This is a genomic window from Streptomyces sp. CB03234, assembly GCF_001905885.1.
Classification (GTDB): Bacteria; Actinomycetota; Actinomycetes; order Streptomycetales; family Streptomycetaceae; genus Streptomyces.
In genome coordinates this window covers 865,256-891,924 of the sequence record NZ_LIYH01000003.1, presented here as the reverse complement: position 1 = coordinate 891,924, position 26,669 = coordinate 865,256, and the positions used below count along the sequence as shown (strand labels likewise).

The 26,669-nt window shown below is 71.7% G+C and carries 18 protein-coding genes; 13 read left to right on the top strand and 5 right to left on the bottom strand.

Features of this window, described 5'->3' with window-relative positions; all coding sequences use genetic code 11:
• Positions 1 to 62: 62 nt before the first annotated feature.
• Positions 63 to 317, bottom strand: a complete 255-nt coding sequence (locus AMK26_RS16895) for an antitoxin (RefSeq protein ID WP_073755447.1) — start codon at positions 315 to 317, stop codon at positions 63 to 65.
• Between the two features lie 36 nt (positions 318 to 353).
• Positions 354 to 527 carry a gliding motility protein gene (locus AMK26_RS16890; RefSeq protein ID WP_338015578.1) on the bottom strand — a complete coding sequence of 58 codons (174 nt, stop codon included), beginning with the start codon at positions 525 to 527 and terminating at the stop codon, positions 354 to 356.
• A gap of 251 nt (positions 528 to 778) precedes the next feature.
• Here AMK26_RS16890 and miaA point away from each other — a divergent pair, with 251 nt between their 5' ends.
• The 6 genes from miaA (at position 779) to hflX (ending at position 9,502) form a co-directional block, all read left to right on the top strand.
• Positions 779 to 1,717, top strand: a complete 939-nt coding sequence (miaA, locus tag AMK26_RS16885; protein ID WP_073755445.1) for a tRNA (adenosine(37)-N6)-dimethylallyltransferase MiaA — start codon at positions 779 to 781, stop codon at positions 1,715 to 1,717.
• A gap of 106 nt (positions 1,718 to 1,823) precedes the next feature.
• Positions 1,824 to 2,291 (top strand): hypothetical protein, encoded by a 468-nt coding sequence (locus tag AMK26_RS16880; protein ID WP_073755444.1) that lies wholly within the window; start codon positions 1,824 to 1,826, stop codon positions 2,289 to 2,291.
• Between the two features lie 120 nt (positions 2,292 to 2,411).
• Positions 2,412 to 3,284 carry a diaminopimelate epimerase gene (gene dapF, locus AMK26_RS16875; protein WP_073755554.1) on the top strand — a complete coding sequence of 291 codons (873 nt, stop codon included), beginning with the start codon at positions 2,412 to 2,414 and terminating at the stop codon, positions 3,282 to 3,284.
• 185 nt (positions 3,285 to 3,469) lie between these two features.
• Complete coding sequence (locus AMK26_RS37755; RefSeq protein WP_079277645.1) at positions 3,470 to 6,223, top strand: HD domain-containing protein; 2,754 nt, start codon at positions 3,470 to 3,472, stop codon at positions 6,221 to 6,223.
• 83 nt (positions 6,224 to 6,306) lie between these two features.
• Positions 6,307 to 7,833 (top strand): M1 family metallopeptidase, encoded by a 1,527-nt coding sequence (locus tag AMK26_RS16860; RefSeq protein WP_073755443.1) that lies wholly within the window; start codon positions 6,307 to 6,309, stop codon positions 7,831 to 7,833.
• Between the two features lie 175 nt (positions 7,834 to 8,008).
• A complete protein-coding gene (gene hflX / locus AMK26_RS16855; protein ID WP_073755442.1) occupies positions 8,009 to 9,502 on the top strand; it encodes a GTPase HflX in 1,494 nt (497 codons plus the stop codon).
• Positions 9,503 to 9,586: 84 nt separating this feature from the next.
• Here hflX and AMK26_RS16850 read toward each other — a convergent pair whose 3' ends face one another.
• Together AMK26_RS16850 and AMK26_RS16845 are read right to left on the bottom strand one after the other, a co-directional pair.
• Positions 9,587 to 10,768, bottom strand: coding sequence for a trypsin-like serine peptidase (locus AMK26_RS16850; protein ID WP_073755441.1), 1,182 nt, complete (start codon positions 10,766 to 10,768; stop codon positions 9,587 to 9,589).
• 254 nt (positions 10,769 to 11,022) lie between these two features.
• Complete coding sequence (locus AMK26_RS16845; protein WP_073755440.1) at positions 11,023 to 12,198, bottom strand: trypsin-like serine peptidase; 1,176 nt, start codon at positions 12,196 to 12,198, stop codon at positions 11,023 to 11,025.
• A gap of 275 nt (positions 12,199 to 12,473) precedes the next feature.
• Between AMK26_RS16845 and AMK26_RS16840 the strand changes: the two genes are divergently transcribed.
• The 5 genes from AMK26_RS16840 (at position 12,474) to AMK26_RS16820 (ending at position 20,671) form a co-directional block, all read left to right on the top strand.
• Positions 12,474 to 13,841, top strand: a complete 1,368-nt coding sequence (locus tag AMK26_RS16840; RefSeq protein WP_073755439.1) for a diaminobutyrate--2-oxoglutarate transaminase family protein — start codon at positions 12,474 to 12,476, stop codon at positions 13,839 to 13,841.
• Positions 13,842 to 13,872: 31 nt separating this feature from the next.
• Positions 13,873 to 15,759 (top strand): IucA/IucC family protein, encoded by a 1,887-nt coding sequence (locus tag AMK26_RS16835; protein ID WP_073755438.1) that lies wholly within the window; start codon positions 13,873 to 13,875, stop codon positions 15,757 to 15,759.
• 39 nt (positions 15,760 to 15,798) lie between these two features.
• On the top strand, positions 15,799 to 16,587 hold the full coding sequence (locus tag AMK26_RS16830) for a GNAT family N-acetyltransferase (protein ID WP_073755437.1): 789 nt from the start codon (positions 15,799 to 15,801) through the stop codon (positions 16,585 to 16,587).
• A 138-nt stretch (positions 16,588 to 16,725) separates the two neighbouring features.
• The gene (locus AMK26_RS16825; protein ID WP_443333167.1) at positions 16,726 to 18,654 is read left to right on the top strand and encodes an IucA/IucC family protein; all 1,929 of its coding nucleotides are present in this window, start codon (positions 16,726 to 16,728) and stop codon (positions 18,652 to 18,654) included.
• Between the two features lie 37 nt (positions 18,655 to 18,691).
• Positions 18,692 to 20,671, top strand: coding sequence for an ATP-dependent DNA helicase (locus tag AMK26_RS16820; RefSeq protein WP_073755435.1), 1,980 nt, complete (start codon positions 18,692 to 18,694; stop codon positions 20,669 to 20,671).
• A 157-nt stretch (positions 20,672 to 20,828) separates the two neighbouring features.
• Here AMK26_RS16820 and lexA read toward each other — a convergent pair whose 3' ends face one another.
• Positions 20,829 to 21,614 (bottom strand): transcriptional repressor LexA, encoded by a 786-nt coding sequence (gene lexA, locus AMK26_RS16815; protein ID WP_073755434.1) that lies wholly within the window; start codon positions 21,612 to 21,614, stop codon positions 20,829 to 20,831.
• Positions 21,615 to 23,024: 1,410 nt separating this feature from the next.
• Between lexA and nrdR the strand changes: the two genes are divergently transcribed.
• Positions 23,025 to 23,537, top strand: coding sequence for a transcriptional regulator NrdR (gene nrdR, locus AMK26_RS16810; RefSeq protein ID WP_073755433.1), 513 nt, complete (start codon positions 23,025 to 23,027; stop codon positions 23,535 to 23,537).
• 153 nt (positions 23,538 to 23,690) lie between these two features.
• Positions 23,691 to 26,579 carry a vitamin B12-dependent ribonucleotide reductase gene (locus tag AMK26_RS16805; RefSeq protein WP_073755553.1) on the top strand — a complete coding sequence of 963 codons (2,889 nt, stop codon included), beginning with the start codon at positions 23,691 to 23,693 and terminating at the stop codon, positions 26,577 to 26,579.
• Positions 26,580 to 26,669 lie beyond the last annotated feature (90 nt).

Genomic DNA, 26,669 nt, shown 5'->3' with positions numbered 1-26,669 from the left:
GGCCGCGAAGCACAGCATCGTGCTTCGCGGCCGTCCGTCGTGCCGTGGCCGGCTGAACGAGGTCAGGAGGCCGGTGGGGCCGGCGGTGTCGTGGACGTACCGCCGTCGTCCTTGTGGGCGATCCGGCCCAAGGCGTCCTTGGCCTTGCCCGTACCCGATTCGATCTTGTCGCTGTACTTGCCCTTGGTCTTCTGGTCGACCATCCTGGCGGCCTTTTCCAGCCCCTGGTCGATCTTGCCCTCATGCTGCTGCGCGAGGTCCGAGACCTTCTCCTTGGCAGGGGCGAGCTTGGCCTTCAACGAATCCAGGAAGCCCATGGGGCACCTTCCCTCGGAGTAACCGTCGTAAGGATCCTACTTACGGGCGCCCTCGCCGGCCTCGTTGTCCGCCGCCTCCTCGGCCGACTGCTGCTTGGGAATCTCCACACCCTCGGCGGCCGCGGCCTCCCCCGGCCGGCCCGCCTCCGCCGTGCCCGACGCCTCCGCGGTCTCCTCCGCGGTGTCCGCCGGCTCGACGGCCGAGGTCACGGCCGCCGTCTCCTGGGACGAGGCCTCGGCAGACTCCTTACGCCGGCGAAACCGTGCAAAAACGCCCATATCTACTCCATAGCGTACTCGTGTGGGCGAAATTCCGCGCCGTCCGGAGCGTCCCATTGCGTCGCCCGGTGGAGCCGGTCCGTAAACCGGCGGTCGGAACCTCGCAACAGGCAACGACGCCGATGTCATGCCGTCACGTAACTCGTTCGGGGACCGGCCTGGACGTTTGCGAGACTGGGACAGTGAGAAGTGCAGCTCCCGCCCCGCGGGTCATCGCCGTCGTCGGTCCCACCGCGGCCGGAAAGTCCGATCTGGGCGTCCACCTCGCCCAGCAGCTGGGCGGTGAAGTCGTCAACGCCGACTCCATGCAGCTCTACCGGGGGATGGACATCGGCACCGCCAAACTGACGCCCGAGGAGCGGGGAGGCATCCCGCACCACCTCCTCGACATCTGGGACGTCACCGAGGCCGCCAGCGTCGCCGAGTACCAGAGGCTGGCCCGCGCGGAGATCGACCGACTGCTCGCCGCCGGCCGTACGCCCGTCCTCGTCGGCGGCTCCGGGCTGTACGTACGCGGCGCCATCGACACCCTGGAGTTCCCCGGCACCGACCCGGCCGTCCGCGCCCGCCTCGAGGCCGAGCTCGAAGAGCGCGGCTCCGGGGTCCTGCACGCCCGCCTCGCCGCCGCCGACCCCGAGGCCGCGCGCGTCATCCTGCCCAGCAACGGCCGCCGGATCGTACGCGCCCTGGAGGTCATCGAGATCACCGGCAAGCCCTTCACAGCCAACCTCCCCGGTCACGACTCGGTGTACGACACCGTCCAGATCGGCGTCGACGTCGAACGCCCCGAGCTCGACGAGCGGATCACCGCGCGCGTGGACCGGATGTGGGAGGCGGGACTCGTCGACGAGGTCCGCGCCCTGGAGGCCCGCGGCCTGCGCGAGGGCCGCACCGCCTCCCGCGCGCTCGGCTACCAGCAGGTGCTCGCCGCGCTCGCGGGCGAGTGCACCGAGGAGGAGGCGCGCGCCGAGACCGTACGCGCCACCAAGCGCTTCGCGCGCCGCCAGGACTCGTGGTTCCGGCGCGACCCGCGCGTGCACTGGCTGAGCGGCGCCGCCGCCCACCGCGCGGAACTTCCGCATCAGGCGCTGACGTTGGTCGAACGAGCGGTTACAGCCTGATCACGTGATGGCATCGGGACGCCCTGCCCGTCATTCAGGCGGTCGGGGGCGTGCCATCATCGAGCATCGATCGACCAGTGGATCCGATTTGGGAGGGCGCGTGGCGATGGAGGCCGGCCCTCGCGACAGAGAACACCAGGAAGTACCGGACGAACCCCAGGTGGCCAGTGACGCACCGGGCCTGAGCCCGGACGGTCCCGACCTCAACGAGGACGGGACCCCGGAGATCACCCCCGACGAGGTCGAGGTCGAACTGCGCCCGCAGCGCAAGCTGCGCATCTGGCAGCTCGCCCCCATCGTCGGCCTCGCCGTGATCGGCTCGCTGATGTTCGGTTTCCCCCTCGCCTTCGGCTCGGGCGACGGTGGCGCGGTCCTCGCCATGCTGGGCCTGCTGCTGTGCGGCTGCGCCGCCGGCTGGGGCATGATGGCCGCCCGCCGCGTCGGCTACACCTGGCCGGGCCTGCCCGCCCGCGGCTCCGGCGAGCGCCCCGACTGGCGCGTGATCGCCCTGTACGCCGTCGGCGTCGCCGTCCCGGTGATCCTCGCCGTCTGGCGCGTCGCCCGCCTCCGCTGACGCCCGCGGTGCGGTGACCCCCGCCCGGGCACGGCACCCCACCCGGCACCGGACCGTGCCGGCCGGGCCTGGGACGGGCTGAGCGGTCGGGTGTCGGACCCCACCCGTACGATTGATCCCGTGACCACCGCGCCCATCGCCTTCCTCAAGGGCCACGGCACCGAGAACGACTTCGTGATCGTGCCCGACCCGGACAACGCCATCGACCTGCCCGCCTCCGTCGTGGCCCGCGTCTGCGACCGCCGGGCCGGCATCGGCGGCGACGGGTTGCTGCACGTCGTCCGGTCCGCCGCCCATCCGGAGGCGCGGGACATGGCCGGCGAGGCAGAGTGGTTCATGGACTACCGCAACGCCGACGGCTCGGTCGCCGAGATGTGCGGCAACGGCGTCCGGGTCTTCGCCCGCTACCTCCAGCACGCCGGACACGTCACCGCCGGTGACCTCTCCGTCGCCACCCGCGGCGGCGTCAAGCGCGTCCACCTCGCCAAGAACGGGGACGTCACCGTCTCCATGGGCCGCGCCCGGCTCCCCGAGGACGGCGTCACCGTGACCGTCGGCGGCCGCAGCTGGCCCGCGCGGAACGTGAACATGGGCAACCCGCACGCGGTGGCCTTCGTCGAGGACCTCGACCACGCCGGTGATCTGTTCACCGAGCCGCCGTACGCCCCCACTGCGGTCTACCCGGACGGCGTCAACATCGAGTTCGTCGTCGACCGCGGCCCCCACCACGTGGCCATGCGCGTCCACGAGCGCGGCGCCGCCGAGACCCGCTCGTGCGGCACGGGCGCGTGCGCGGTGGCCGTCGCCGCCGCCCGCCGCGACGGCGCCGACCCGGCCGAGACGGGGACGCCGGTCACGTACACCGTCGACGTCCTCGGCGGCACGCTGCTGATCACCGAGCGCCCCGACGGTGAGATCGAGATGACCGGCCCCGCGGTCATCGTCGCCGAAGGCCACATCGACCTGGCCTGGTTCGCCTCCGCGCTCGTCTGAACGTCCGCCTGGACCTTTGCGCAGCCTTCGCTCGAATGGGTGATCCGGTTCACGCTGAGCGAGAGCAGGTCGGCGCTACGTGGTGGGCTCGGTAGCATCAAGCACCGGCCCGGCGGGCATTCCTTGCCCGTCCCACCGCCGGTCGACGCCGTCGGAGGTGCCCCATGAGCGCAGAGGCCACCAACCTGAGTGCAGAGGCCACGAACCCCGCGCCCAGCCGTCGGCGCGGCCGCCCGAGGATCGACCTCCGGAGGCTCGGCCGCGCCGCACTGCTCGGTCCCGGCACGCGGGACCGGCTGCCCGACGCGATCAGTCATGTCGCCGAGGCGCACCGCGCCCACCACCCGGACGCCGACCTGGCCGTCCTGCACCGGGCGTACGTGCTCGCCGAGTCCTCGCACCGGGGCCAGTTCCGCAAGAGCGGCGAGCCGTACATCACCCACCCACTGGCCGTCACCCTCATCCTCGCCGAACTGGGCGCCGAAACCACCACCTTGACCGCGTCCCTCCTCCACGACACCGTCGAGGACACGGACGTGACCCTGGATCAGGTGAGGGAGGAGTTCGGCGAGGAGGTCTGCTACCTCGTCGACGGCGTCACCAAACTCGAGAAGGTCGACTACGGGGCCGCCGCCGAGCCCGAGACCTTCCGCAAGATGCTCGTCGCGACGGGAAACGACGTACGCGTCATGTCCATCAAGCTCGCCGATCGGCTGCACAACATGCGCACCCTCGGCGTGATGCGCCCCGAGAAACAGGTCCGCATCGCCAAGGTCACCCGCGACGTGCTCATCCCGCTCGCCGAACGGCTCGGCGTACAGGCCCTCAAGACCGAGCTGGAGGATCTGGTCTTCGCCATCCTCCACCCCGCCGAGTACGAGAACACCCGCGCCCTCATCGCCGACAACGCCACCGCGGTGGACGCGCTGACCGCCATCGCCGACGACGTCAGGGCCGTCCTCAGGGAGGCCCGCATCCCGGCCGAAGTGCTCGTCCGGCCACGCCACTTCGTCTCCGTGCACCGCGTCCGGCTCAAGCGCGGCGACATGCGCGGCACCGACTTCGGGCGGCTGCTCGTCCTGGTGGGGGAGGACGCGGACTGCTACGGAGTGCTCGGTGAGCTGCACACCTGCTTCACCCCGGTGATCTCCGAGTTCAAGGATTTCATCGCCGCGCCCAAGTTCAACCTCTACCAGTCGCTGCACACGGCCGTCGCCGCGCCCGACGGAGCCGTCGCCGAAGTCCTCATCCGTACGCACCAGATGCACAAGGTCGCCGAAGCGGGCGTCGTCGCCCTCGGCAACCCGTACGCGACGCCGGCCGAGGGCGTCGACCCGGCCGTTCCCGCCGGTCCGGCCGAGGACGGCGAGCGTACCGACCCGACCCGGCCCGGCTGGCTCTCCCGGCTGCTCGAGTGGCAGCAGGCCACCCCCGACCCCGACACCTTCTGGACCTCGCTGCGCGCCGACCTCGCCCAGGACGGCGAGATCACCGTCTTCCGCTCCGACGGCGGCACGCTCGCGCTGCCGGCCGGTGCGACGTGCGTGGACGCCGCCTACGCGCAGTACGGCGAGGCGGCCCACACCTGCGTCGGCGCGCGCGTCAACGGCCGCCTGGCGGCGCTGGGGACGGTCCTGAACGACGGGGACACGGTGCAACTGCTGCTCGCACGGGGCGAGCCGGGCGGCCGCCCCGGGGGCGGGTCAGGCCCCGGTCCCGCCCGCGCCGACTCGGCCGCCGAGGACCCCGCGCGATGCGGCGGGGCGTGTGGCGCCCCGGCCCAGGACGTGTACGCCCACGGGTGCGGTACGCACGGGGCGGGCCCCCACGACGCCGACGCGCACGGAGCCCGTACCCACGACGGGGGCGCCCACGTGGCCCCACCGCACGGCGCCCTCGCCCAGGACGTCAGCGCCCCCCGCGCTTCCGCCCGCGGAGCCTCCGCCTCCGCTGCCGGCGCGCACGGGGCGGCCGACGGGGGCTGTGCCCACGGTGCCGGAGCCCACGGTGCCGGAGCCCACGGGAGGGCCGCGCATGGAGCCCGTACCCACAACGGGGGCGCGCCAGGGGCCCCACCGCACGGTGCCCCCGCCCACGGTGACCCTGCAGGGGACGCCCCCGCCCCCGGCGCTTCCGCGCACGGGGCCCCACCGCACGGCGCCCCCGCCCCGGACGCCAGCGCCCACCGCGCTTCCGCCTACGGTGACCCCGCCCCCGTCTGCGCCCAGGACGCCCCCGCCCATCCCGGCCCCGCCCACGCGGGCCCCGGCCCCGTCCCCGGCCCCGCCCACGGCGTTCCCGACGCCGACGACCCCGCCGCCGGGCCGTCGCCCGAGTGGTTGACGTACGCGCGTACCCCGGCCGCGCGGATCGCGATCAGCGGCTGGCTCGCGGCGCATCCGGAGGGCGCGAAGGTACCGGCGGCCGCCCCCCGCGCGCCGGCCACCACCGTGAGCGCCGACCCCCCGGCGCGGGACGCCGCGGCGAACGCCGTCGTCGTCGACCTGCCGGACGCCCCCGTGCGGCTGGCCCGCTGCTGCACACCCGTGCCGCCCGACGCGGTCACCGGCTTTCCGGTACGCGGCGGGAACGTCACCGTCCACCGGGTCGGATGCCCCGCCGTACGGCGCATGGAGGCGGCCGGGCGGGTGCCGGTCGAGGTGCGGTGGGGCGAGGCGGCCGAGTGCCGGGTCACCCTGGTCGCCGAATCGTTCGGGCGGCCACGGCTGCTCGCCGACCTCACGGAGGCCATCGCCACGGCGGGCGCGGCGATCGTCTCGGCCACCGTGGAGCCGCCCAGCGAGCAGCGCGTCCGCCACACGTACACGCTCCAGCTCCCCGACGCCGCCGAGCTGCCCGCCCTGATGCGCGCCATGCGCGATGTGCCCGGCGTGTACGACGTGAGCCGCGCCCAGCAGCCCGCGGCCGCCACCGGGTGAGCCGCCGCCCCCTCGGCTCCGTTCGGGTGCGCGGGGCGCGCGCCGTCGCGTTCCCGGGTCGGCGCGCTGGTAGCGGTTGCTCCATGTCCCTCACATCACGTACACCTCGCACCGCTCGCCGCGCGTCCCGACGCCTCCGCGTGGCCCTGGTGGCAGCCGCCTCGGCGGGGCTGATCGGCGCGGCGCTGCCCTCACCGCAGCCGCTCGGCATCGGCGACCCGCTCTTCCCGCAGCTCGGGAACCCCGGCTACGACGTCCTCTCGTACGACATCGCCTTCACCTACCGGGGCGACAACAGCAAGCCGCTGGACGCCGTCACCACGATCGAGGCGCGGGCGACCGACCGGCTCGACCGCATCAACCTGGACTTCGCGCACGGCACCGTCCGCACCGTCGAGGTCGACGGCAAGCCCGCGGAGTTCGCGCTCACCGGCGAGGACCTGGTCATCGAGCCGCCACAGGCCGTCCGCGCCGGCGAACAGGTACGCCTCGCCGTCACCCACACCAGCGACCCGGTCGGTCCCAGGAACGCCGGCGGCTGGGTCCGTACCGCCGACGGACTGGCCATGGCCAACCAGGCCGACGCCGCCCACCGCGTCTTCCCCGGCAACGACCACCCCGCCGACAAGGCGTACTTCACCTTCCGTATCACCGCCCCCAAGGACCTGACCGTGGTCGCCAACGGGCGCAGGGTCGCCCGGGCGCTCACCGGCGACATCCGGACCTGGCTGTACCGGGGCAGCGAGCCCATGGCCACGGAGCTGGCCCAGGTGTCCATCGGCCGCTCCACCGTCGTCCACCGCACCGGCCCGCACGGCCTGCCCGTACGCGACGTGGTGCCCTCCGCCGACGTCGAGCGGATGGAACCGTGGCTGAAGAGGACCCCCGCCCACCTGGAGTGGATGGAGCGCAAGGTCGGCCGCTACCCCTTCGAGACGTACGGGCTGCTCGTCGCCGACGCCGACACCGGCTTCGAGCTGGAGACCCAGACGCTCTCCCTCTTCGAACGCTCGCTGTTCACCCGGGGCACCCTCCCCAAGTGGTTCGTCGAATCGATCATGGTGCACGAGCTGGCCCACCACTGGTTCGGCAACAGCGTCTCGCCGCGCCGTTGGGCCGACCTGTGGCTCAACGAAGGACACGCCACCTGGTACGAGGCGCTGTACGCGGAGGAGACCGCGAACCAGTCCCTGGAGCGGCGCATGCGCCAGGCGTACGCCGACTCCGACCGCTGGCGCGCCGCGGGCGGGCCACCGGCCGCGCCCAGGCCGCCCGCGGCGGGCCAGAAGATCAGCCTGTTCCGGCCGGTCGTCTACGACGGCAGCGCCCTGGTCCTGTACGCGCTGCGGCAGGAGATCGGCAGGGACGCCTTCGAGCGGCTGGAGCGGCGCTGGGTGACGCAGTACGCGCACGGGACGGCGAGCACCGCCGACTTCGTACGCCTGGCCTCGGAGGAGGCAGGGCGGGACCTGACCGGGTTCATGAAGGGATGGCTGTACGGGGAGCGCACCCCGAGGATGCCGGGCCACCCGGAGTGGAGCAGCAAGGCCCCGGCGAAGGGCTCCACGAAGGCGCCGGCCTCCGCCGCCAAGCACGGAAAACCCGCGTGACGGGCCCGGCCGTACCGTGCGACCATCAAGGTGTCGGCGGCGCTGCCGGACCCCCGGAATGCCGAGGGCCCGCCCCCGGGAATGATCCGGGGGAGTCACGCGTTGTGACTGACGTACGAGTGTTTCCGCTCGAGGCGCTTGAGCCGCCCGAGTACTCCCACGACGTAAGGATCCAATGACCTCCTCTTCATCCCCTTCCCAGGACGCGCAGAGCTTCGCGGACACGAACCGCACCGAGAGCCTTCGGGCCGATGCCCTGATGGAAGAGGACGTCGCCTGGAGCTTCGAGATCGACGGAGAGCGGGACGGCGACCAGTTCGACCGGTCCGAGCGCGCGGCGCTGCGCCGCGTGGCGGGTCTCTCCACCGAACTCGAGGACGTCACCGAGGTCGAGTACCGGCAGCTGCGCCTGGAGCGTGTGGTGCTGGTCGGCGTATGGACCTCGGGGACCGTGCAGGACGCGGAGAACTCCCTCGCGGAGCTGGCCGCGCTCGCCGAGACGGCGGGCGCGCTGGTCCTCGACGGAGTGATCCAGCGCCGCGACAAGCCGGACCCGGCCACGTACATCGGCTCGGGCAAGGCGGACGAGCTGCGTGACATCGTGCTCGAGACCGGGGCCGACACCGTCGTCTGCGACGGTGAGCTCAGCCCCGGCCAGCTGATCCACCTCGAGGACGTCGTCAAGGTCAAGGTGGTCGACCGGACCGCCCTGATCCTCGACATCTTCGCCCAGCACGCCAAGTCCCGTGAGGGCAAGGCACAGGTCGCGCTCGCGCAGATGCAGTACATGCTGCCGCGGCTGCGAGGCTGGGGTCAGTCGCTGTCCCGGCAGATGGGTGGCGGCGGCGGTGGCGGCATGGCCACCCGTGGTCCCGGTGAGACCAAGATCGAGACGGACCGGCGACGGATCCGCGAGAAGATGGCGAAGATGCGCCGTGAGATCGCGGAGATGAAGACCGGCCGTGACATCAAGCGGCAGGAGCGGCGGCGCAACAAGGTGCCGTCGGTCGCCATCGCCGGGTACACCAACGCCGGCAAGTCGTCCCTGCTGAACCGGCTGACGGGCGCGGGCGTGCTGGTGGAGAACGCGCTGTTCGCCACCCTCGACCCGACCGTGCGCCGGGCCGAGACGCCCAGCGGCCGCCTGTACACGCTGGCGGACACCGTCGGGTTCGTACGGCACCTGCCGCACCACCTCGTCGAGGCGTTCCGCTCCACCATGGAGGAGGTCGGCGACTCCGATCTGATCCTGCACGTGGTGGACGGCTCGCACCCGGCGCCGGAGGAGCAGCTGGCCGCCGTGCGCGAGGTGATCCGCGACGTGGGCGCGGTGGACGTGCCCGAGATCGTGGTCATCAACAAGGCGGACGCCGCCGACCCGCTCGTACTGCAGCGGCTGCTGCGCATCGAGCGGCACTCGATCGCGGTGTCGGCGCGGACCGGCGCGGGCATGGACGAGCTGCTCGCGCTGATCGACGCCGAGCTGCCGCGCCCGCAGGTGGAGATCGAGGTGCTCCTGCCGTACACGCAGGGCGGGCTGGTCTCGCGGGCGCACGCCGAGGGCGAGGTCCTCTCCGAGGAGCACACCCCGGAGGGCACGCTGCTCAAGGCGCGGGTGCACGAGGAACTGGCCGCGTTCCTGGCGCCGTACGTCCCTGCGGCGCACTGACGGCCGTCGTACGAAGGACCGAGCGACCGAAGGCCCGTCCCCTCCCAAAGAGGGGGCGGGCCTTCGCCTTTCGCCGGTCGTCTGTTACTGACCGGCGAACTTCTCGCTCATCATCGTGTAGATCTGCTCCGCGTCCCGGTCCAGGCGCGGGCCGGCCAGCCAGCCGGCCGTGACCGGGCCGATGGAGGTGTTGGACACCAGCGCCAGCTTGTTGCCCGGCTTCTCGATGAACCAGCCACCGCCGGAGGAACCGCCGGTCATGGTGCAGCCGATCCGCCACATGGTCGGCGTACCGGGCGTCAGGGTGAGGCGGCCGGGGCGGTCGACGCACTTGTGCATCAGCGCACCGTCGTACGGCGGGGCGGCCGGGTAGCCCCAGGCGCCCATCGCGGGGATGCCCGCCGCCTGTGGGGCGTTGAAGTCGACGTCGAGTGCGACGCCGACCGTCTCCTCCAGGGACTTGGTGCCGTTCTCCGGCTTCACGTGCATCACGGCGTAGTCGTACGGGGCTCCCTCGCCGCCGGTCGGGCCGCCCTGCGAGATCCACTCGCCGGAGGTCGCGACCCAGTCCGCCCAGTAGACGCCGTAGGGGGCGACCTCCTGCGGCCGGGCGTTCTCCAGCGCGGCCGGGGACTTGCCCAGGTCGTTGTAGGCGGGGACGAAGGCGATGTTGCGGAACCAGCCGCCCGCCTTGCCGGCGTGCACGCAGTGGCCCGCGGTCCAGACGAGGTTGGACTTGCCGGGGTTCTTGGGGTCCTTGATCACCGTGGCGGAGCAGACCATCGAGCCCTCGGGTGCGTCGAAGAAGACCTTGCCGACCGGAGCGGCGTTCTTGTGGTACGGCTTCTCCTCCGCCACGGCCTGGACCGGCCGGGGCTCGGGGTCGGTGGCACCCTGGTCGCCCGTGACGGCTCCGGCGGCCATCGTCTTCTGCGGGGACGTGGCGGACCGCATCCGCTCGGGCTTCCACAGCCCCTCGATCACCGGGTTGACGAAGTCCTTGGCCTCACGCAGCCATGTGTCCTTGTCCCAGTTCTTCCACTCGCCGTTCTTCCACTTCTCCGGGTCGACGCCGTGCTCCTTGAGCTTGTCGGCGAAGTCCTTGGGAAGTTCGGCGTCGCCGCCGCCCTGACCGTCGGCGGGGCTCGCCGTGGCCGGTGTGCCGATTGCCTTGTCCTCGGTGGGGCCACAGGCGGTGGCCGTCAGCGCCAGCGCCGCGGCCAGGCCGGTGACGGCCAGGAGTGGGCGTATGGATCGTGATCGCATGAGAACGATTCCCCCTGATAACGCATGTGCATGTACGAAATGCCATGGACCTGTCACGCAAATGGGCGGTCTTCCGGGACCGCCCGCGTGAGAATGCGCCCCTACTCTATGCCGGTCCCCCCAGGGGCAGTTGCCACCCACGGTGACCTGCACGGAGTCTCCACCTGGCGGCGCCGCCGGGGCCGGGCGTCTTCGTACACGACCGAAACGCCCGGCCCGCCGACCCTGGACGGGCCGGCCCTTTGCTCCCGCTGTTACCGCCCTGCGAACTTCTTGCTGACCGCCTCGTAGATGCCCTTCGCCTCGTCGCCCAGGCGCGGACCGGCCAGCCACCCCGCCGTCACCGGGCCGATGGAGGTGTTGGACACCAGTGCGGGCTTGCCGTCCTGGCCCCGCGCGACCCAGCCGCCACCGGAGGAACCGCCCGTCATGGTGCAGCCGATGCGGTACATCGTCGGCTGGGCGGTGTCGAGGGACAGCCGGCCCGGCTTGTCCGCGCACTGGAACATCTGCTGGCCGTCGAACGGCGGCGCCGCCGGGTACCCCGTCGCCTCCATCTTCGTGATCTCCGGCGCGGCCGGGGCGTTGAACTCGACCGGAAGCGCCGAACCGACCGTCTCCTCCAGCGACTTGCCGTTGCCGCCCTTCTCCGGGGTCACGTGGATGACCGCGTAGTCGTACGGGGCTCCCTGGCCACCGGTGGCCGCACCCTGGGAGATCCACTGCTCGGAGGTTTGCGCCCAGTCACCCCACCACACACCGTACGGAGCGATGTCCTCGCGGGTCGCGTTCTCCAGCTCCGCGCCGGTCTTGCCGCCGTCGTTGTACGAGGGGACGAACGCGATGTTGCGGTACCAGCCGCCGTTCTTGCCCGCGTGCACGCAGTGGCCCGCGGTCCACACCAGGTTGGACTTGCCCGGGTTCGCGGGGTCCTTCACCACCGTCGCGGAACACACCATCGAGCCCTCGGGCCCGTCGAAGAGGACCTTGCCGGCCTCCGGGACACTGGAGTGGTACGGCGCCTTCACGGCCGTCGCCTCGACCGGCTCGGGCGTCGGGTCCGTGACGCCCTCGTCGCCGGAGATGTCGCCGTCCTCGACCGGCCGTTCAGGCTGCTCGGCGTCCCTCATCCGGTCCGGGTCCCACAGGTCCTCGATGATCGGGTTGACGTAGTCCTTGGCCTCACGCAGCCAGGTGTCCTTGTCCCAGTTCTTCCACTCGCCGTTCTTCCACTTGTCCAGATCGATCCCGTGCTCCTTGAGCCGGTCCTTCAGATCGTCCGGAATCGTGATCTTCCCGTCGGCCGTCTGGCTCGCGGAAGCGGTCGGCTCACCGCCCGCGTTGTCCTCGCTCGGGCCACAGGCAGTGGCCGTCATCGCCAGCGCCGCGGCGACGGAGGCTGCGGCGAGCAGCGGACGAATGGGTCGCATGTCGTGATCCCCCTGGGACTTCGTGACAGAACACGTCTGTACTCGGCTGAACTTCGGCACCGGAGTGCGGCCCCCCACTATGCCGGTGCCGTTGGGGACGGCACGCGGCAGGGCCGCGGTTCCCCCACCTCAAGGATCTTCGCGGCGGCCGTGATCCTGAACACATGTCGTCGTTGGTACGTACGGGGGACACAAGGTCGGCGCTCGTCGCTGCCTTGCGGCGGACGAGTCACCTACCGATGAGCAACGCAACCGTGACCGGGAGGACCCGAACCGTGGCCGTGACCGAATCAGCCCCGGTGGCACCGACGTCCACGCACGAAGGGATCCTGCGCCGCCAGTCACTGCGCGAATCGGCCGCCCGTACCTATGCGCGCTCCCTGCCCATCGTCCCGGTGCGGGCACGCGGTCTGACGATCGAGGGCGCCGACGGGCGACGCTACCTCGACTGCCTCTCCGGAGCGGGAACACTGGCCCTCGGTCACAACCACCCGGTGGTCCTGGAGGCCATCAAGAAGGTCATCGACTCCGGCGCCCCGCTGCACGTCCTCGACCTCGCCACGCCGGTCAAGGACGCCTTCACCACCGAGCTGTTCACCACGCTGCCACGCCCGCTCGCCGACGACGCACGGATCCAGTTCTGCGGACCGGCCGGTACGGACGCGGTCGAGGCGGCGCTCAAACTCGTCCGCAACGCGACCGGCCGCCGCGGCCTGCTCGCCTTCACCGGCGCGTACCACGGCATGACGGCCGGCGCCCTGGCCGCCTCCGGCGGCGCCACCGACGTCACGGTCACCCGCCTGCCCTTCCCGCACGACTACCGATGCCCCTTCGGGCTCGGCGGCGAGCGCGGCGCCGACATCGCCGCCCGCTGGACCGAGAGCCTCCTCGACGACCCCAAGTCCGGCGTCCCGACACCGGCCGGGATGATCCTCGAACCCGTCCAGGGCGAGGGCGGTGTGATCCCCGCGCCCGACACCTGGCTGCGCCGGATGCGCCGGATCACCGCCGACCGCTCCATCCCGCTGATCGCCGACGAGGTGCAGACGGGCGTGGGCCGCACCGGCGCTTTCTGGGCGGTCGAGCACAGCGGCGTCGTCCCCGATGTGATGGTCCTGTCCAAGGCCATCGGAGGCTCCCTTCCCCTGGCCGTCATCGTCTACCGGTCGGCGCTGGACGTCTGGCAGCCCGGCGCCCACGCGGGCACCTTCCGCGGCAACCAGCTCGCCATGGCGGCCGGCGCGGCCACCCTCGCCTTCGTACGCGAGAACCGCCTCGCCGAGCGCGCGGCGACCCTCGGCGCGCGCATGCTGGGGCAGCTCCAGGGCCTGGCCGCCGCCCACCCCAGCGTCGGGGACGTGCGCGGCCGGGGCCTGATGATCGGCATCGAACTCGTCGCCCCGGACACCACCGCCGACGTTCCGCCCCCCGACCCCGCCCTCGCCGCGGCCGTCCAGCGCGAGTGCCTCCGGCGCGGGCTCATCGTCGAACTCGGCGGCCGCCACAGCGCCGTCGTACGCCTCCTCCCTCCCCTGACGCTCACCGACGAACAGGCGGTGGCCGTCCTCGACCGCTTCGCCGACGCTCTGGCCGCCGCCGAGCGCACCCCCTCCCTCCCGAGCGACCCAGGACCGTCCCGCTGAACCCGAACCTCCTCACCAGAAAGATCCCTCCGTGAACCCCACCCCCGTACCCGAAGCCCCCGGCGCCGACGGCCCTCCCTCCGCCCCCGGCGGCCCCCGCCCGGGCGAGTCGACAACAGTGCCGCGCCAGCATTCGGGCGGGTACGAAGACCTGCCCGGGCCCAGCCCCGCCCACGACCGCCGTGAGGCCGACCACCTCGACCACCCGGACGCGCACCACGCCGCCGACGCGGCCACCGTCGAGAACCTCCTCCGCTGCTGGGCACGGGAGAAGAACCTCCCCCAACCGGCCGGGAAGACCCTGCGCGTCCCCCTCGCCGCCAGCGGGACCGCTCTCCTCGTCCCCGTCCACTACTGGTCACCCACCGGCTGGCACCGCTTCGGCCCGCCCGCCCTCGAAGGCGCTCCGCCCACCGCCCCGTCCGTCGACGCGGTGACCGTCGCGGCCCTCCTCAGCCGTGAGTCGGGCCCCGCCGGCAACCACCGGGAGGGTGCCGACCTGGTCGGCAGGGTCGCCGACTCCACCCGCCGTACCGCCGACTTCATCACCCACCGGCGCCGGCACCCCGGCCCCACCGCCGACGCCGACTTCTTCCTCACCGCCGAACAGTCCCTGCTGCTGGGCCACCCCCTCCATCCCACGCCCAAGAGCCGCGAAGGTCTCTCCGAATCCGAAGCCAGGCTCTACTCACCCGAGTTGAACGGCTGCTTCCCCCTGCACTGGGTGGCCGTCGACCGGTCCGTACTCGCCACCGACTCGGCCTGGACCGAACAGGGCCGCACACTGACCGCCGGGCAACTCACCTCCCGTCTCGCCCAAGACCTCACCCTCCCCGACAACACCGCAGCCCTGCCCCTGCACCCCTGGCAGGCGCGCGAACTGCTCCACCGCCCCGCCGTCACCGAACTCCTCTCCGCCGGCCTCCTCCACGACCTGGGCCCCCACGGTGACCCCTGGCACCCCACCTCCTCCGTCCGAACCGTCCACCGGCCGGGCGCGCCCGCCATGCTCAAGCTGTCCCTCGGTGTACGCATCACCAACTCCCGCCGGGAGAACCTGCGCAAGGAACTCCACCGAGGCGCCGAAGTGCACCGCCTGCTGCGCACCGGCCTCGCCAAGGAGTGGCAGGCCGCCCACCCGGGCTTCGACATCGTGCGCGACCCGGCGTGGCTCGCCGTCGACACCCCCTCCGGCGAGCCCGTCCCCGGACTCGACGTGATGCTCCGGCACAACCCCTTCGGCCTCGGCGACGACGCCGTCTGCATCGCCAGCCTCACCGCCCCGCGGCCCTGGCCCGGAAGCCCCCGGATGCGATCGCGCCTGGCCGTCACGGTGTCCCGGCTCGCCGCCCGCACCGGCCGGCCCACCGGGGCCGTCGCCGCCGAGTGGTTCCTGCGCTACCTCGACCAGGTGGTCCGCCCCGTCCTCTGGCTGGACGGCACGGCCGGTGTGGCCCTGGAGGCCCACCAGCAGAACACCCTGGTCATCCTCGACCCCGACGGCTGGCCCCGCGGCGGCCGCTACCGCGACAACCAGGGCTACTACTTCCGCGAGTCCCACCGCGCCGCACTGGAGCGCCGACTCCCGGGCATCGGCACCCACAGCGACACCTTCGTCTCCGACGACGTCACCGACGAGCGCTTCGCCTACTACCTCGGCATCAACAACGTCCTCGGCCTGATCGGGGCATTCGGCGCGCAGCGCCTCGCCGACGAACGCCTCCTCCTCGCCGCCTTCCGCCAGTTCCTCACCACGGCCACCGGACTCGGCTCACCCCTGCCCACCCGCCTCCTGGACAGCCCGACCCTCCGCTGCAAGGCCAACCTCCTGACCCGGCTGAACGGTCTCGACGAGCTCGTCGGCCCCGTGGACACCCAGTCCGTCTACGTCACCATCGCCAACCCCCTTCGTCGCTGACCCCACACACCACCCGAACCGCCGAGAGGACAGCGCCCCGTGCCTCCCACCGATGCGAGCTCCGACACCGGACCCAGTTCCCCCGCGCCGGCCGGCGTGGGCACGGAGGACACCCTGGATCTGCGGTTGCCCGACGAGCTGATCTCGCTGTTCGGCCCGGACGGCCCGGACGGCCCGGACGGCCCGGACGGCCCGGACGGCCCGGACGGCCCGGACGGCCCGTCCAGCGGACACCAGCCGCTGGACGACGGCGCCGGCGATCTGCTCGACACCGTCGCCGGCTGGGGCCCTGCCCCCACCCCCCTCGGTCACTTCCAACTCGTCCCCGTACGCATCGCGCGCGACCTCGCGCTGATCAGCCGGTGGATGAACGACCCCGCAGTCGCCGCGTTCTGGGAACTCGCCGGACCCGAGTCCGTCACGGACGCCCACCTGCGCGCCCAACTCGACGGCGACGGACGCAGCGTGCCGTGCCTGGGCGTGCTCGAAGGCACTCCCGTGAGCTACTTCGAGATCTACCGCGCCGACCTCGACCCGCTGGCCCGCCAGTATCCGGCCCGGCCTCACGACACCGGTATCCACCTGCTCATCGGAGGCGTCGCCGACCGCGGCCGGGGCGTCGGCACCACCCTGCTCAGAGCCGTCTCCGACCTCGTCCTCGACAACCGCCTCAGCTGCACACGTGTCATCGCCGAACCGGACATCCGCAACACCCCCTCCGTCTCGGCCTTTCTGAGCGCCGGCTTCCGCTTCTCCGCCGAACTCGACCTTCCCGACAAGCGAGCTGCCCTCATGATCCGCGACCGAGCCTTGCGACACCTGCTGTGAACACCCTGCTGCTTTACATACACCGCTCGACCCGCATCGGTTCCACCCGGAGGAGTCCCCGTGCCGAAACCCCCTGCCACCCATGACTCCGCGGAGCCGCCCGCCCCGCCGACAGCACCCGCCCCGCCGACGCCCGCAGTGCCGCCGGCCCGGACCACTCCGCCGACGCCCGCAGCACCGCCGGCCCCGGCCATCCCGCCGACGCACCCGGTGCCGCCGGCTCCGGCCGCGCCGGCCGAGCTGAATCCGCAGGCGTGGGCCCGGGCCTCCCGCCGCCTCCTCGCGAAGATGCTCGGCGAATTCGCCTACGAGGAGATCATCGAGCCGACCCGGCCATCCACCGCGCAGGACGGTGACTCCGCCGCCTCCCGGGCCGGTCACGCAGCCGGCCGGAGCGGGACCGGTGCCCGGCACACGCCGGACGGAGGGCCGCCGACCGACGCGTACACGCTGAGACTCGACGACGGCTCCGCCCTCGCCTTCGCGGCGCGCCGGACCGCCTACGGCAGCTGGCGGGTCGACCCCCACTCGATCGCCCGCGACGGCCACCCCTACACCGACCCCCTCGACTTCCTGGTCCGGGCCCGCCGCCTCCTCCGCCTGGACGGAGCCACGCTCGGCCACCTCCTCCGCGAGCTGACCATCACCCTCGCCGCCGACGCCCGGCTGGACCACAGCGCCCTCCCGGCCGACCGGCTCGCCGACCTCGGTTACGCGGAACTCGAAGGCCACCAGACCGGCCACCCGTGGATCGTCTTCAACAAGGGCCGCATCGGCTTCTCCGCCACCGACGCGGTCCAGTGGGCGCCCGAAGCACGCCGACCCGCCCCGCTGCCCTGGATCGCCGTGAGCACCGCTCTCGCCGCCTACCGCGGGGTTCCCGCACTCGACACCCCCGCGCACCTCTACGACCGCGAGCTCGCCCCGGCCGTCCGCGACACCTTCGCCGCCGTACTCCGCGCCCGCGGCCTCGACCCCGCGACGTACCTCTACCTCCCCGTGCACCCCTGGCAGTGGGACGAGGTGCTGCTGCCGCTCTACGCGCCCGCCGTCGCCGAGGGCGCGATCGTGCCGCTCCCCGCCGACAGCGATCTGCGGCTGCCGCAGCAGTCGATCCGTACGTTCCTCAACGTCAGCCGGCCCGACCGGTTCAGCGTCAAGCTGCCGCTGTCCGTCCTGAACACCCTCGTCTGGCGCGGACTGCCGACCGAGCGCACCCTGGCGGCTCCCGCCGTCACCGCCTGGGTGCACGCGCTGCGGGACGCCGATCCGTTCCTGCGCGACGACTGCGGTGTGATCCTCCTGGGCGAGGTCGCCTCCGTCACGGTCGAGCATCCGCTGTACGACCACCTCCCCGAGGCCCCGTACCAGTACAAGGAACTGCTCGGCGCGATCTGGCGCGAACCGCTGTGCCTGCCGCCCGGCGAACGCGCCCGTACCCTCGCGTCGCTCCTCCACACCGACCCCCGGGGCCGCGCCTTCACCGCCGAACTGGTGGCCCGGTCGGGGCTGACCCCCAAAGCCTGGCTCCGCCACCTCTTCGCCGCCCTGCTGCCACCCCTCCTGCACTTCCTCTACCGCTACGGCACCGTCTTCTCCCCGCACGGCGAGAACGCCATCGTCGTCTTCGACGACCACGACGTCCCCGTACGGCTGGCGATCAAGGACTTCGTCGACGACATCAACGTCAGTGCCCGGCCGCTGCCCGAGCACGACACGATGCCGGACGACGTACGGGCCGTCCTCCTGACCGAGGAGCCCGGCTTCCTGACCCAGTTCATCCACTCCGGCCTCTTCGTCGGCGTTTTCCGCTTCCTGGCGCCCCTGTGCGAAGAGCAACTGGGAGTACCCGAGGAGGACTTCTGGTCACTCGTACGGGCTGAAATCCTGCGGCACCAGGCGCGCTTCCCGGCGCTCAAGGACCGTTACGAGCTGTTCGACCTGCTCACACCGCGTATCCAGCGGCTGTGCCTCAACCGCAACCGGCTGCACCTGGACGGCTACCGCGACCGTTCCGAGCGCCCGCACGCCGCCATCCACGGCACCGTCCGCAATCCACTCGCGTGATCCGATTGTCAGTGGCGCGCCGTAGGGTGGACTGGCTATGACGAAGCCATCCCTCCCCGAGCTCCTCCACGCCGCCGTCACCGCCGTCGGCGGCGTGGAACGGCCAGGCCAGGTCACCATGGCCGAGGCCGTCGCGCAGGCCATCGACGACGGTTCCCACCTGCTGGTCCAGGCCGGCACCGGCACCGGAAAGTCCCTGGGTTACCTGGTGCCCGCGCTGGCCCACGGGGACCGGGTGGTGGTCGCCACCGCGACGCTGGCCCTCCAGCGGCAGCTCGTGGAGCGCGACCTGCCGCGCACGGTCGACGCCCTGCATCCGCAGCTGCGGCGCCGCCCGGAGTTCGCCATGCTCAAGGGACGCTCGAACTACCTGTGTCTGCACCGCCTCCACGAGGGCGTCCCGCAGGAAGAGGAGGACGGCCTCTTCGATCCCTTCGAGGCGGCCGCGCCGACCAGCAAGCTCGGCCAGGACCTGCTGCGCCTGCGCGACTGGTCCGACGAGACCGAGACCGGGGACAGGGACGATCTGACGCCCGGTGTGTCGGACCGCGCCTGGGGCCAGGTCTCCGTCTCGTCCCGCGAATGCCTGGGCGCGTCGAAGTGCGCCTACGGAGCCGAGTGCTTCGCCGAGGCCGCGCGGGAGCGCGCCAAGCTCGCCGATGTCGTGGTCACCAACCACGCCCTGCTCGCCATCGACGCGATCGAGGGCGCGCCGGTGCTCCCGCAGCACGACGTCCTGATCGTCGACGAGGCTCACGAGCTGGTCTCCCGGGTCACCGGCGTCGCCACCGGCGAGCTCACGCCCGGCCAGGTCAACCGTGCCGTACGCCGAGCGGCCAAGCTGGTCGACGAGAAGGTCGCCGATCAGCTCCAGACTGCGGCCGAAGGCTTCGAGCGGCTGATGGAGCTGGCCCTGCCCGGCCGCCTGGAGGAGATCCCGGAGGACCTCGCGTACGCGCTGATGGCGCTGCGTGACGCGGCGCGGGCGGTCATCTCGTCCCTGGGCACGACGCGTGACAAGTCCGTCCAGGACGAGGACGCGGTCCGCAAGCAGGCCAAGGCGTCCGTGGAGACCGTCCATGACGTGGCCGAGCGCATCACCCAGGGATCCGAGTACGACGTCGTCTGGTACGAGCGCCATGACCGTTTCGGGGCGTCGCTGCGGGTGGCGCCGCTGTCCGTCTCCGGCCTGCTGCGCGAGAAGCTCTTCGCCGAGCGGTCCGTCGTCCTCACCTCCGCCACGCTCAAGCTCGGCGGTGACTTCAACGGTGTCGGCGCCTCCCTCGGCCTTCCCCCGGAGGGCACCGCCGGCACGGAGGACGAGGACGTACCGGTCTGGAAGGGCATCGACGTCGGCTCGCCGTTCGACTACCCCAAGCAGGGAATCCTGTACGTCGCCAGGCACCTGGCCACCCCGGGCAGGGAGGGCAGCCGCGGCGACATGATGGATGAGCTCGCCGAGCTCGTCGAAGCCGCCGGCGGCCGTACGCTGGGTCTCTTCTCGTCCATGCGGGCGGCCCAGGCCGCGGCTGAGGAGCTTCGCGGCAGGCTCGACAAGCCGATCCTGCTCCAGGGTGAGGACACGCTGGGCGAACTGATCAAGAACTTCGCGAATGACCCGGAGACCTGCCTCTTCGGCACCCTCTCGCTCTGGCAGGGCGTCGATGTTCCCGGGCCGAACTGCCAGCTCGTCGTGATGGACCGCATCCCGTTCCCCAGGCCCGACGACCCGCTGATGAGCGCCCGCCAGAAGGCGGTGGAGGAGGCGGGCGGGAACGGCTTCATGGCTGTCGCGGCGACGCACGCGGCGCTGCTCATGGCGCAGGGTGCGGGGCGGCTGGTCCGTGCCACGGGCGACCGTGGAGTGGTCGCCGTTCTGGACCCCCGCCTGGCGAACGCCCGGTACGGCAGCTACCTGCGGGCCTCGCTGCCCGACTTCTGGTACACCACGGACCGCAACCAGGTGCGCCGCTCCCTTGCCGCGATCGATGCCGCCGCCAAGGCGGCCGACGCGTAACGGTTACGCCTGCCCGGTCCCGGCGGGTCCGGCCGGTCCCGCCGGTTCACCGGCGGGACCGGCCGGGACCGGGGAGCCGCAGGAGCCGTGTGCGCACAAGCAGACCCCGGGACCGGCGCAGTGGGTCCCGGGGCCCGGTCGGAGCCGGCGAGGTGTGTCACACCCGCCGCAGTACCGCCACCACCTTGCCGAGGATCGTCGCCTCGTCACCCGGGATCGGCTGGTATGCCGCGTTGTGCGGGAGCAGCCAGACATGGCCGTCCTCCCGCTTGAAGCGCTTGACGGTGGCTTCGCCGTCCAGCATCGCGGCGACGATGTCGCCGTTCTCCGCGACGGGCTGGCGGCGCACGGTCACCCAGTCGCCGTCACAGATGGCGGCCTCGATCATCGAGTCGCCGACGACCTTCAGCACGAACAGCTCGCCGTCACCGACCAGCTGGCGGGGGAGGGGGAACACGTCCTCGACCGATTCCTCGGCGAGAATGGGGCCACCGGCCGCGATACGGCCGACGAGCGGGACGTACGACGCGGCGGGCTTGCCCGTGGTGTCGGTCGGCTGGGTGCTCGGCTGGTCGGACCCGCGGACCTCGTAGGCCCTGGGCCGGTGCGGGTCCCTGCGCAAGAACCCCTTGCGCTCCAGTGCCATCAGCTGGTGCGCGACCGACGAGGTGCTGGACAGCCCCACCGCCTGGCCGATCTCGCGCATCGACGGCGGGTAACCGCGCCGCTGCACCGAGTCCCGAATGACCTCGATGACCCGCCGCTGCCGGTCCGTGAGCCCGGAGCTGTCCGCCCGGATGCCTGGAGGTCGCCCGGGCAGCGAGCGCGTGGGCTTGGGGCCCTCCGCACTCGTGGTCACTTCGTTCATGGCATGCACCGGCTCGAGTCGGCTCTGGGAACGGTCCTGGGCAGTGATAGTGGCACTGTCTGCGGTGGTGGTCACGTCGGCCCCTCTCGAATGGTCTCCCTAGCTGGACAACGGTAGTTGCTTTCGAAAGGTTGCGCCAAACACACGTTCGAGTGAAAAATCGCAGATTGGCTTACGTGTGCGTGTGACTAGGTGTATGTGCGATCGCTTGGTGATCTTTCTACGGCCCGTGGGGTCTCTCGCGCCCCGTGGGCCTCTTGCGCGGTGGCAATTCAGGCCATCACGGTAACGCCCACCGCCGACGCCGGGTGGGGCGGGGCATGAATCGAGCGCGGTCGGGCGTTCGCCCTGGTGGCCCCGCAGGACGGCCGCGGGCCGCGTGGCCGCTTGGCCCGCCGGGTGGTCCCGTACCGTGATCGTCACGGCGTTCCGCCTGACGATCTTCGAAATGCCCGCCGAGCGATTGCCGCGGTGCCGCAAGGCGATCACCTGGGCACTGCGGGAATCCGCCACCGCCAGGTGACTCGTGGGGTGTCGGTGGGACCCCGCCTATAGCCGCCTTGTATTTCCAGGCAGCCCCGCAGCGATCTTCACAGCGATCTGCACGGTGATCTCCACGGTCACCTCGGGTGCATTCCGCCGGCACCCGCACCAGCCTCCATGGCGGGTCCGCCGGGGGTCCCGATGCGCACGGCGGCGCCACGCGGCGCCCGGCGGCACCGTCGGCGACCTCCGAGCGGGCCCCGGCGGCCCCCGCGGGCCCCGGCGGCCCGGCGGCACCGGGCACGTGGCGGCAACCCGGGCACGCGACGCCCGGCGGCGCCAGAGGCAACCCGGCGGCCCTGCGGCACCCATCCCGGTGCCCGGCGGTGCCGGCGGCTGTTGGGACGCCCAGGCGGTGGCCTGCGGCACCCCCCGGGACACCTGGTGGCGGCCGGTGGCGCCTGGTGGCTGCGGCGCTCGGTGGCACCGGGTGGCGCTCCGGGCATCCGGTGGCACCCGCTGGCGACGCGGCGGCGCCCGGTGGCGTACCGGGCGCCCGGCGGCGCCCGGCGGTTGCGGTGCTCCCGGCCGTCCGTGGGCGCCCCCGTCGGGCGTACGGTCCCGGCCGCTGCCTCCGGGGCGGCGGCCCCAACGGTCGCCGCCCACGGTGACCCGCGAGGCAGCCATGAGGCGGCGCCGAGGCGGTCCGGCCTGGCCTCCGGCAGGCCGACCGGGGCGATGACCCCGACCCCCGGAATCCGTGGCGACGTGCCCCTCCCGTAGGCTCTGGGCCGGTCGGCGATGACGGGGTGCGCGACACGCGCTGTGGGCCGAAAAGACGGCTGGACCCCAGATCTAGTGGTTGGATTGACCCGGCCACCCACAAGTTGTGGTCCCCGGTCTGTTGGGGGTGTGGTCATCGCCTATGCTTGTGGCTGCTTCGAGGGGCTCTGACGGGCCCTGACGAGGCTATTCAGTCGTGCTGTGAAGGAGGGTTGGGAGATGCACTGCCCCTTCTGCAGGCACCCCGACAGCCGTGTCGTCGACAGTCGCACCACCGACGACGGGACGGCCATCCGCCGCCGCCGCCAGTGCCCCGACTGCTCCCGCCGTTTCACCACGGTGGAGACCGCGTCCCTCATGGTGATCAAGCGCAGCGGGGTCACGGAACCCTTCAGCCGCACCAAGGTCATCTCCGGGGTGCGCAAGGCGTGCCAGGGGCGGCCGGTCACCGAGGATGCTCTCGCGAAGCTCGGCCAGCGGGTCGAGGAGGCGGTGCGTGCCACCGGCAGCGCGGAACTGACCACTCACGACGTCGGACTCGCCATACTCGGCCCGCTGCAGGAGCTCGACCTCGTCGCGTACCTGCGCTTCGCGTCCGTGTACCGGGCGTTCGACTCGCTCGAAGACTTCGAGGCCGCCATCGCGGAGCTCCGCGAGCGGCGGCCCCCCGTGGAGGAAAGCGGGACCGGTGCGACCCCAGAGGTCCCGGTTCCCGCGGTCGCCGCCGACTGATCGTCCGGACCGGCGAGCGACCGGCGATCAGCCGCTGAGCGGCAATTGACGTGTCACAGGTGCTGTGCGTGGTGCCCGTGACAACAGACAGAAACCGTGCCTTGGGAAGATCTGGGCACTTCAGGGTGTTTTTGCCCGTATATGGGAGGCGGCATGACAGAGACGGCGAGCGGCCCGGCACGAGGGTCCCGTACCAAGGGGTCCAAGGTGAGCAAGGGCCTGCGTATCGAGCGCATCCACACCACCCCTGGCGTGCATCCGTACGACGAGGTCGTGTGGGAGCGTCGTGACGTCGTCATGACCAACTGGCGCGACGGCTCGGTGAACTTCGAGCAGCGTGGCGTCGAGTTCCCCGACTTCTGGTCGGTGAACGCGGTCAACATCGTCACCAGCAAGTACTTCCGCGGGGCCGTCGGCACCCCGCAGCGCGAGACCGGCCTCAAGCAGCTGATCGACCGGATCGTGCAGACCTACCGCAAGGCCGGTGAGGACTACAACTACTTCGCCACCCCGGCCGACGCCGAGATCTTCGAGCACGAACTGGCGTACGCCCTCCTGCACCAGATCTTCAGCTTCAACTCGCCGGTGTGGTTCAACGTCGGCACGCCGCAGCCGCAGCAGGTCTCCGCCTGTTTCATCCTGTCCGTCGACGACTCCATGGAGTCGATCCTCGACTGGTACAAGGAAGAGGGCATGATCTTCAAGGGCGGCTCCGGCGCCGGCCTGAACCTCTCCCGTATCCGCTCCTCCAAGGAGCTGCTCTCCTCCGGTGGCAACGCCTCCGGTCCCGTCTCCTTCATGCGTGGCGCCGACGCCTCCGCCGGAACGATCAAGTCCGGTGGCGCCACCCGCCGCGCCGCCAAGATGGTCATCCTGGATGTCGACCACCCCGACATCGAGGACTTCATCGAGACCAAGGTCAAGGAAGAGGAGAAGATCCGCGCCCTGCGTGACGCGGGCTTCGACATGGACCTGGGCGGCGACGACATCACGTCCGTCCAGTACCAGAACGCCAACAACTCCGTCCGCGTGAACGACGAGTTCATGAAGGCCGTGGAGTCCGGCGGCACGTTCGGCCTGCGCGCCCGTATGACCGGCGAGGTCATCGAGCAGGTCGAGGCCAAGGCGCTCTTCCGCAAGATGGCCGAGGCCGCCTGGGCCTGCGCCGACCCGGGCATCCAGTACGACGACACGATCAACCGCTGGCACACGTGCCCGGAGTCCGGCCGCATCAACGGCTCGAACCCGTGCAGCGAGTACATGCACCTGGACAACACCTCGTGCAACCTCGCCTCGCTGAACCTGATGAAGTTCCTGAAGGACGACGGCAAGGGCAACCAGTCGTTCGAGTCCGAGCGCTTCGCCAAGGTCGTCGAGCTGGTCATCACCGCGATGGACATCTCCATCTGCTTCGCGGACTTCCCGACCCAGAAGATCGGCGAGAACACCCGCGCCTTCCGCCAGCTGGGCATCGGCTACGCCAACCTCGGCGCCCTGCTGATGGCCACGGGCCACGCGTACGACTCCGACGGCGGCCGTGCGCTCGCCGGTGCCATCACCTCCCTCATGACCGGAACCTCGTACCGCCGCTCCGCCGAGCTGGCCGCGGTCGTCGGCCCGTACGACGGCTACGCCCTCAACGCCGAGCCGCACAAGCGCGTCATGAGGCAGCACGCCGACGCCAACGCCAAGGCCGTCCGCATGGATGACCTGGACACCCCGGTCTGGGCCGCCGCCACGGAGGCCTGGCAGGACGTGCTCCGCCTCGGCGAGAAGAACGGCTTCCGCAACTCCCAGGCGTCCGTCATCGCCCCGACCGGCACCATCGGTCTGGCGATGTCCTGCGACACCACCGGCCTGGAGCCCGACCTCGCCCTGGTCAAGTTCAAGAAGCTGGTCGGCGGCGGCTCGATGCAGATCGTCAACGGCACCGTGCCGCAGGCCCTGCGCCGCCTGGGTTACCAGGAGGAGCAGATCGAGGCGATCGTCGCCCACATCGCCGAGCACGGCAATGTGATCGACGCGCCTGGCCTCAAGCAGGAGCACTACGAGGTCTTCGACTGCGCCATGGGCGAGCGTTCCATCTCCGCGATGGGCCACGTCCGCATGATGGCCGCCATCCAGCCGTGGATCTCCGGCGCGCTCTCGAAGACGGTCAACCTCCCCGAGACGGCCACCGTCGAGGACGTCGAGGAGGTCTACTTCGAGGCGTGGAAGATGGGCGTCAAGGCGCTCGCGATCTACCGCGACAACTGCAAGGTCGGCCAGCCCCTCTCCGCGAAGAAGAAGGAGCAGGAAAAGGCCGAGGTCACCGAGAAGGCCGAGGAGACGATCCGCGCGGCGGTCGAGAAGGTCGTCGAGTACCGCCCCGTCCGCAAGCGCCTCCCCAAGGGCCGTCCCGGCATCACCACCTCCTTCACGGTGGGCGGCGCCGAGGGCTACATGACCGCCAACTCCTACCCTGACGACGGTCTCGGCGAGGTCTTCCTGAAGATGTCGAAGCAGGGCTCGACGCTCGCGGGCATGATGGACGCCTTCTCCATCGCCGTCTCGGTCGGTCTCCAGTACGGCGTGCCCCTGGAGACGTACGTCTCGAAGTTCACCAACATGCGCTTCGAGCCGGCCGGTATGACGGACGACCCGGACGTGCGGATGGCGCAGTCGATCGTCGACTACATCTTCCGCCGCCTGGCGCTGGACTTCCTGCCCTTCGAGACCCGCTCGGCGCTCGGCATCCACTCGGCCGAGGAGCGTCAGCGTCACCTGGAGACCGGTTCGTACGAGCCGGCCGACGACGAGGTGGACGTCGAGGGCCTGGCCCAGTCCGCCCCGCGCCAGCAGGAGGCCCCGAAGGCCGTGGCCGCCGCGCCGAAGGCCGAGGCCCCGGCGCCCAAGCAGGCACACACCTCGGCGGAGCTCGTCGAGATGCAGCTGGGCATCAGCGCGGACGCTCCGCTGTGCTTCTCGTGCGGTACGAAGATGCAGCGGGCCGGTTCCTGCTACATCTGCGAGGGCTGCGGCTCGACCAGCGGCTGCAGCTGACGGCTGCTGACGGCTGCTGACGCACGGGCGTTGACCGACTGAGCAGAACGGGAGAGCCGGACATTCCGGCTCTCCCGTTCTGTATGCGCG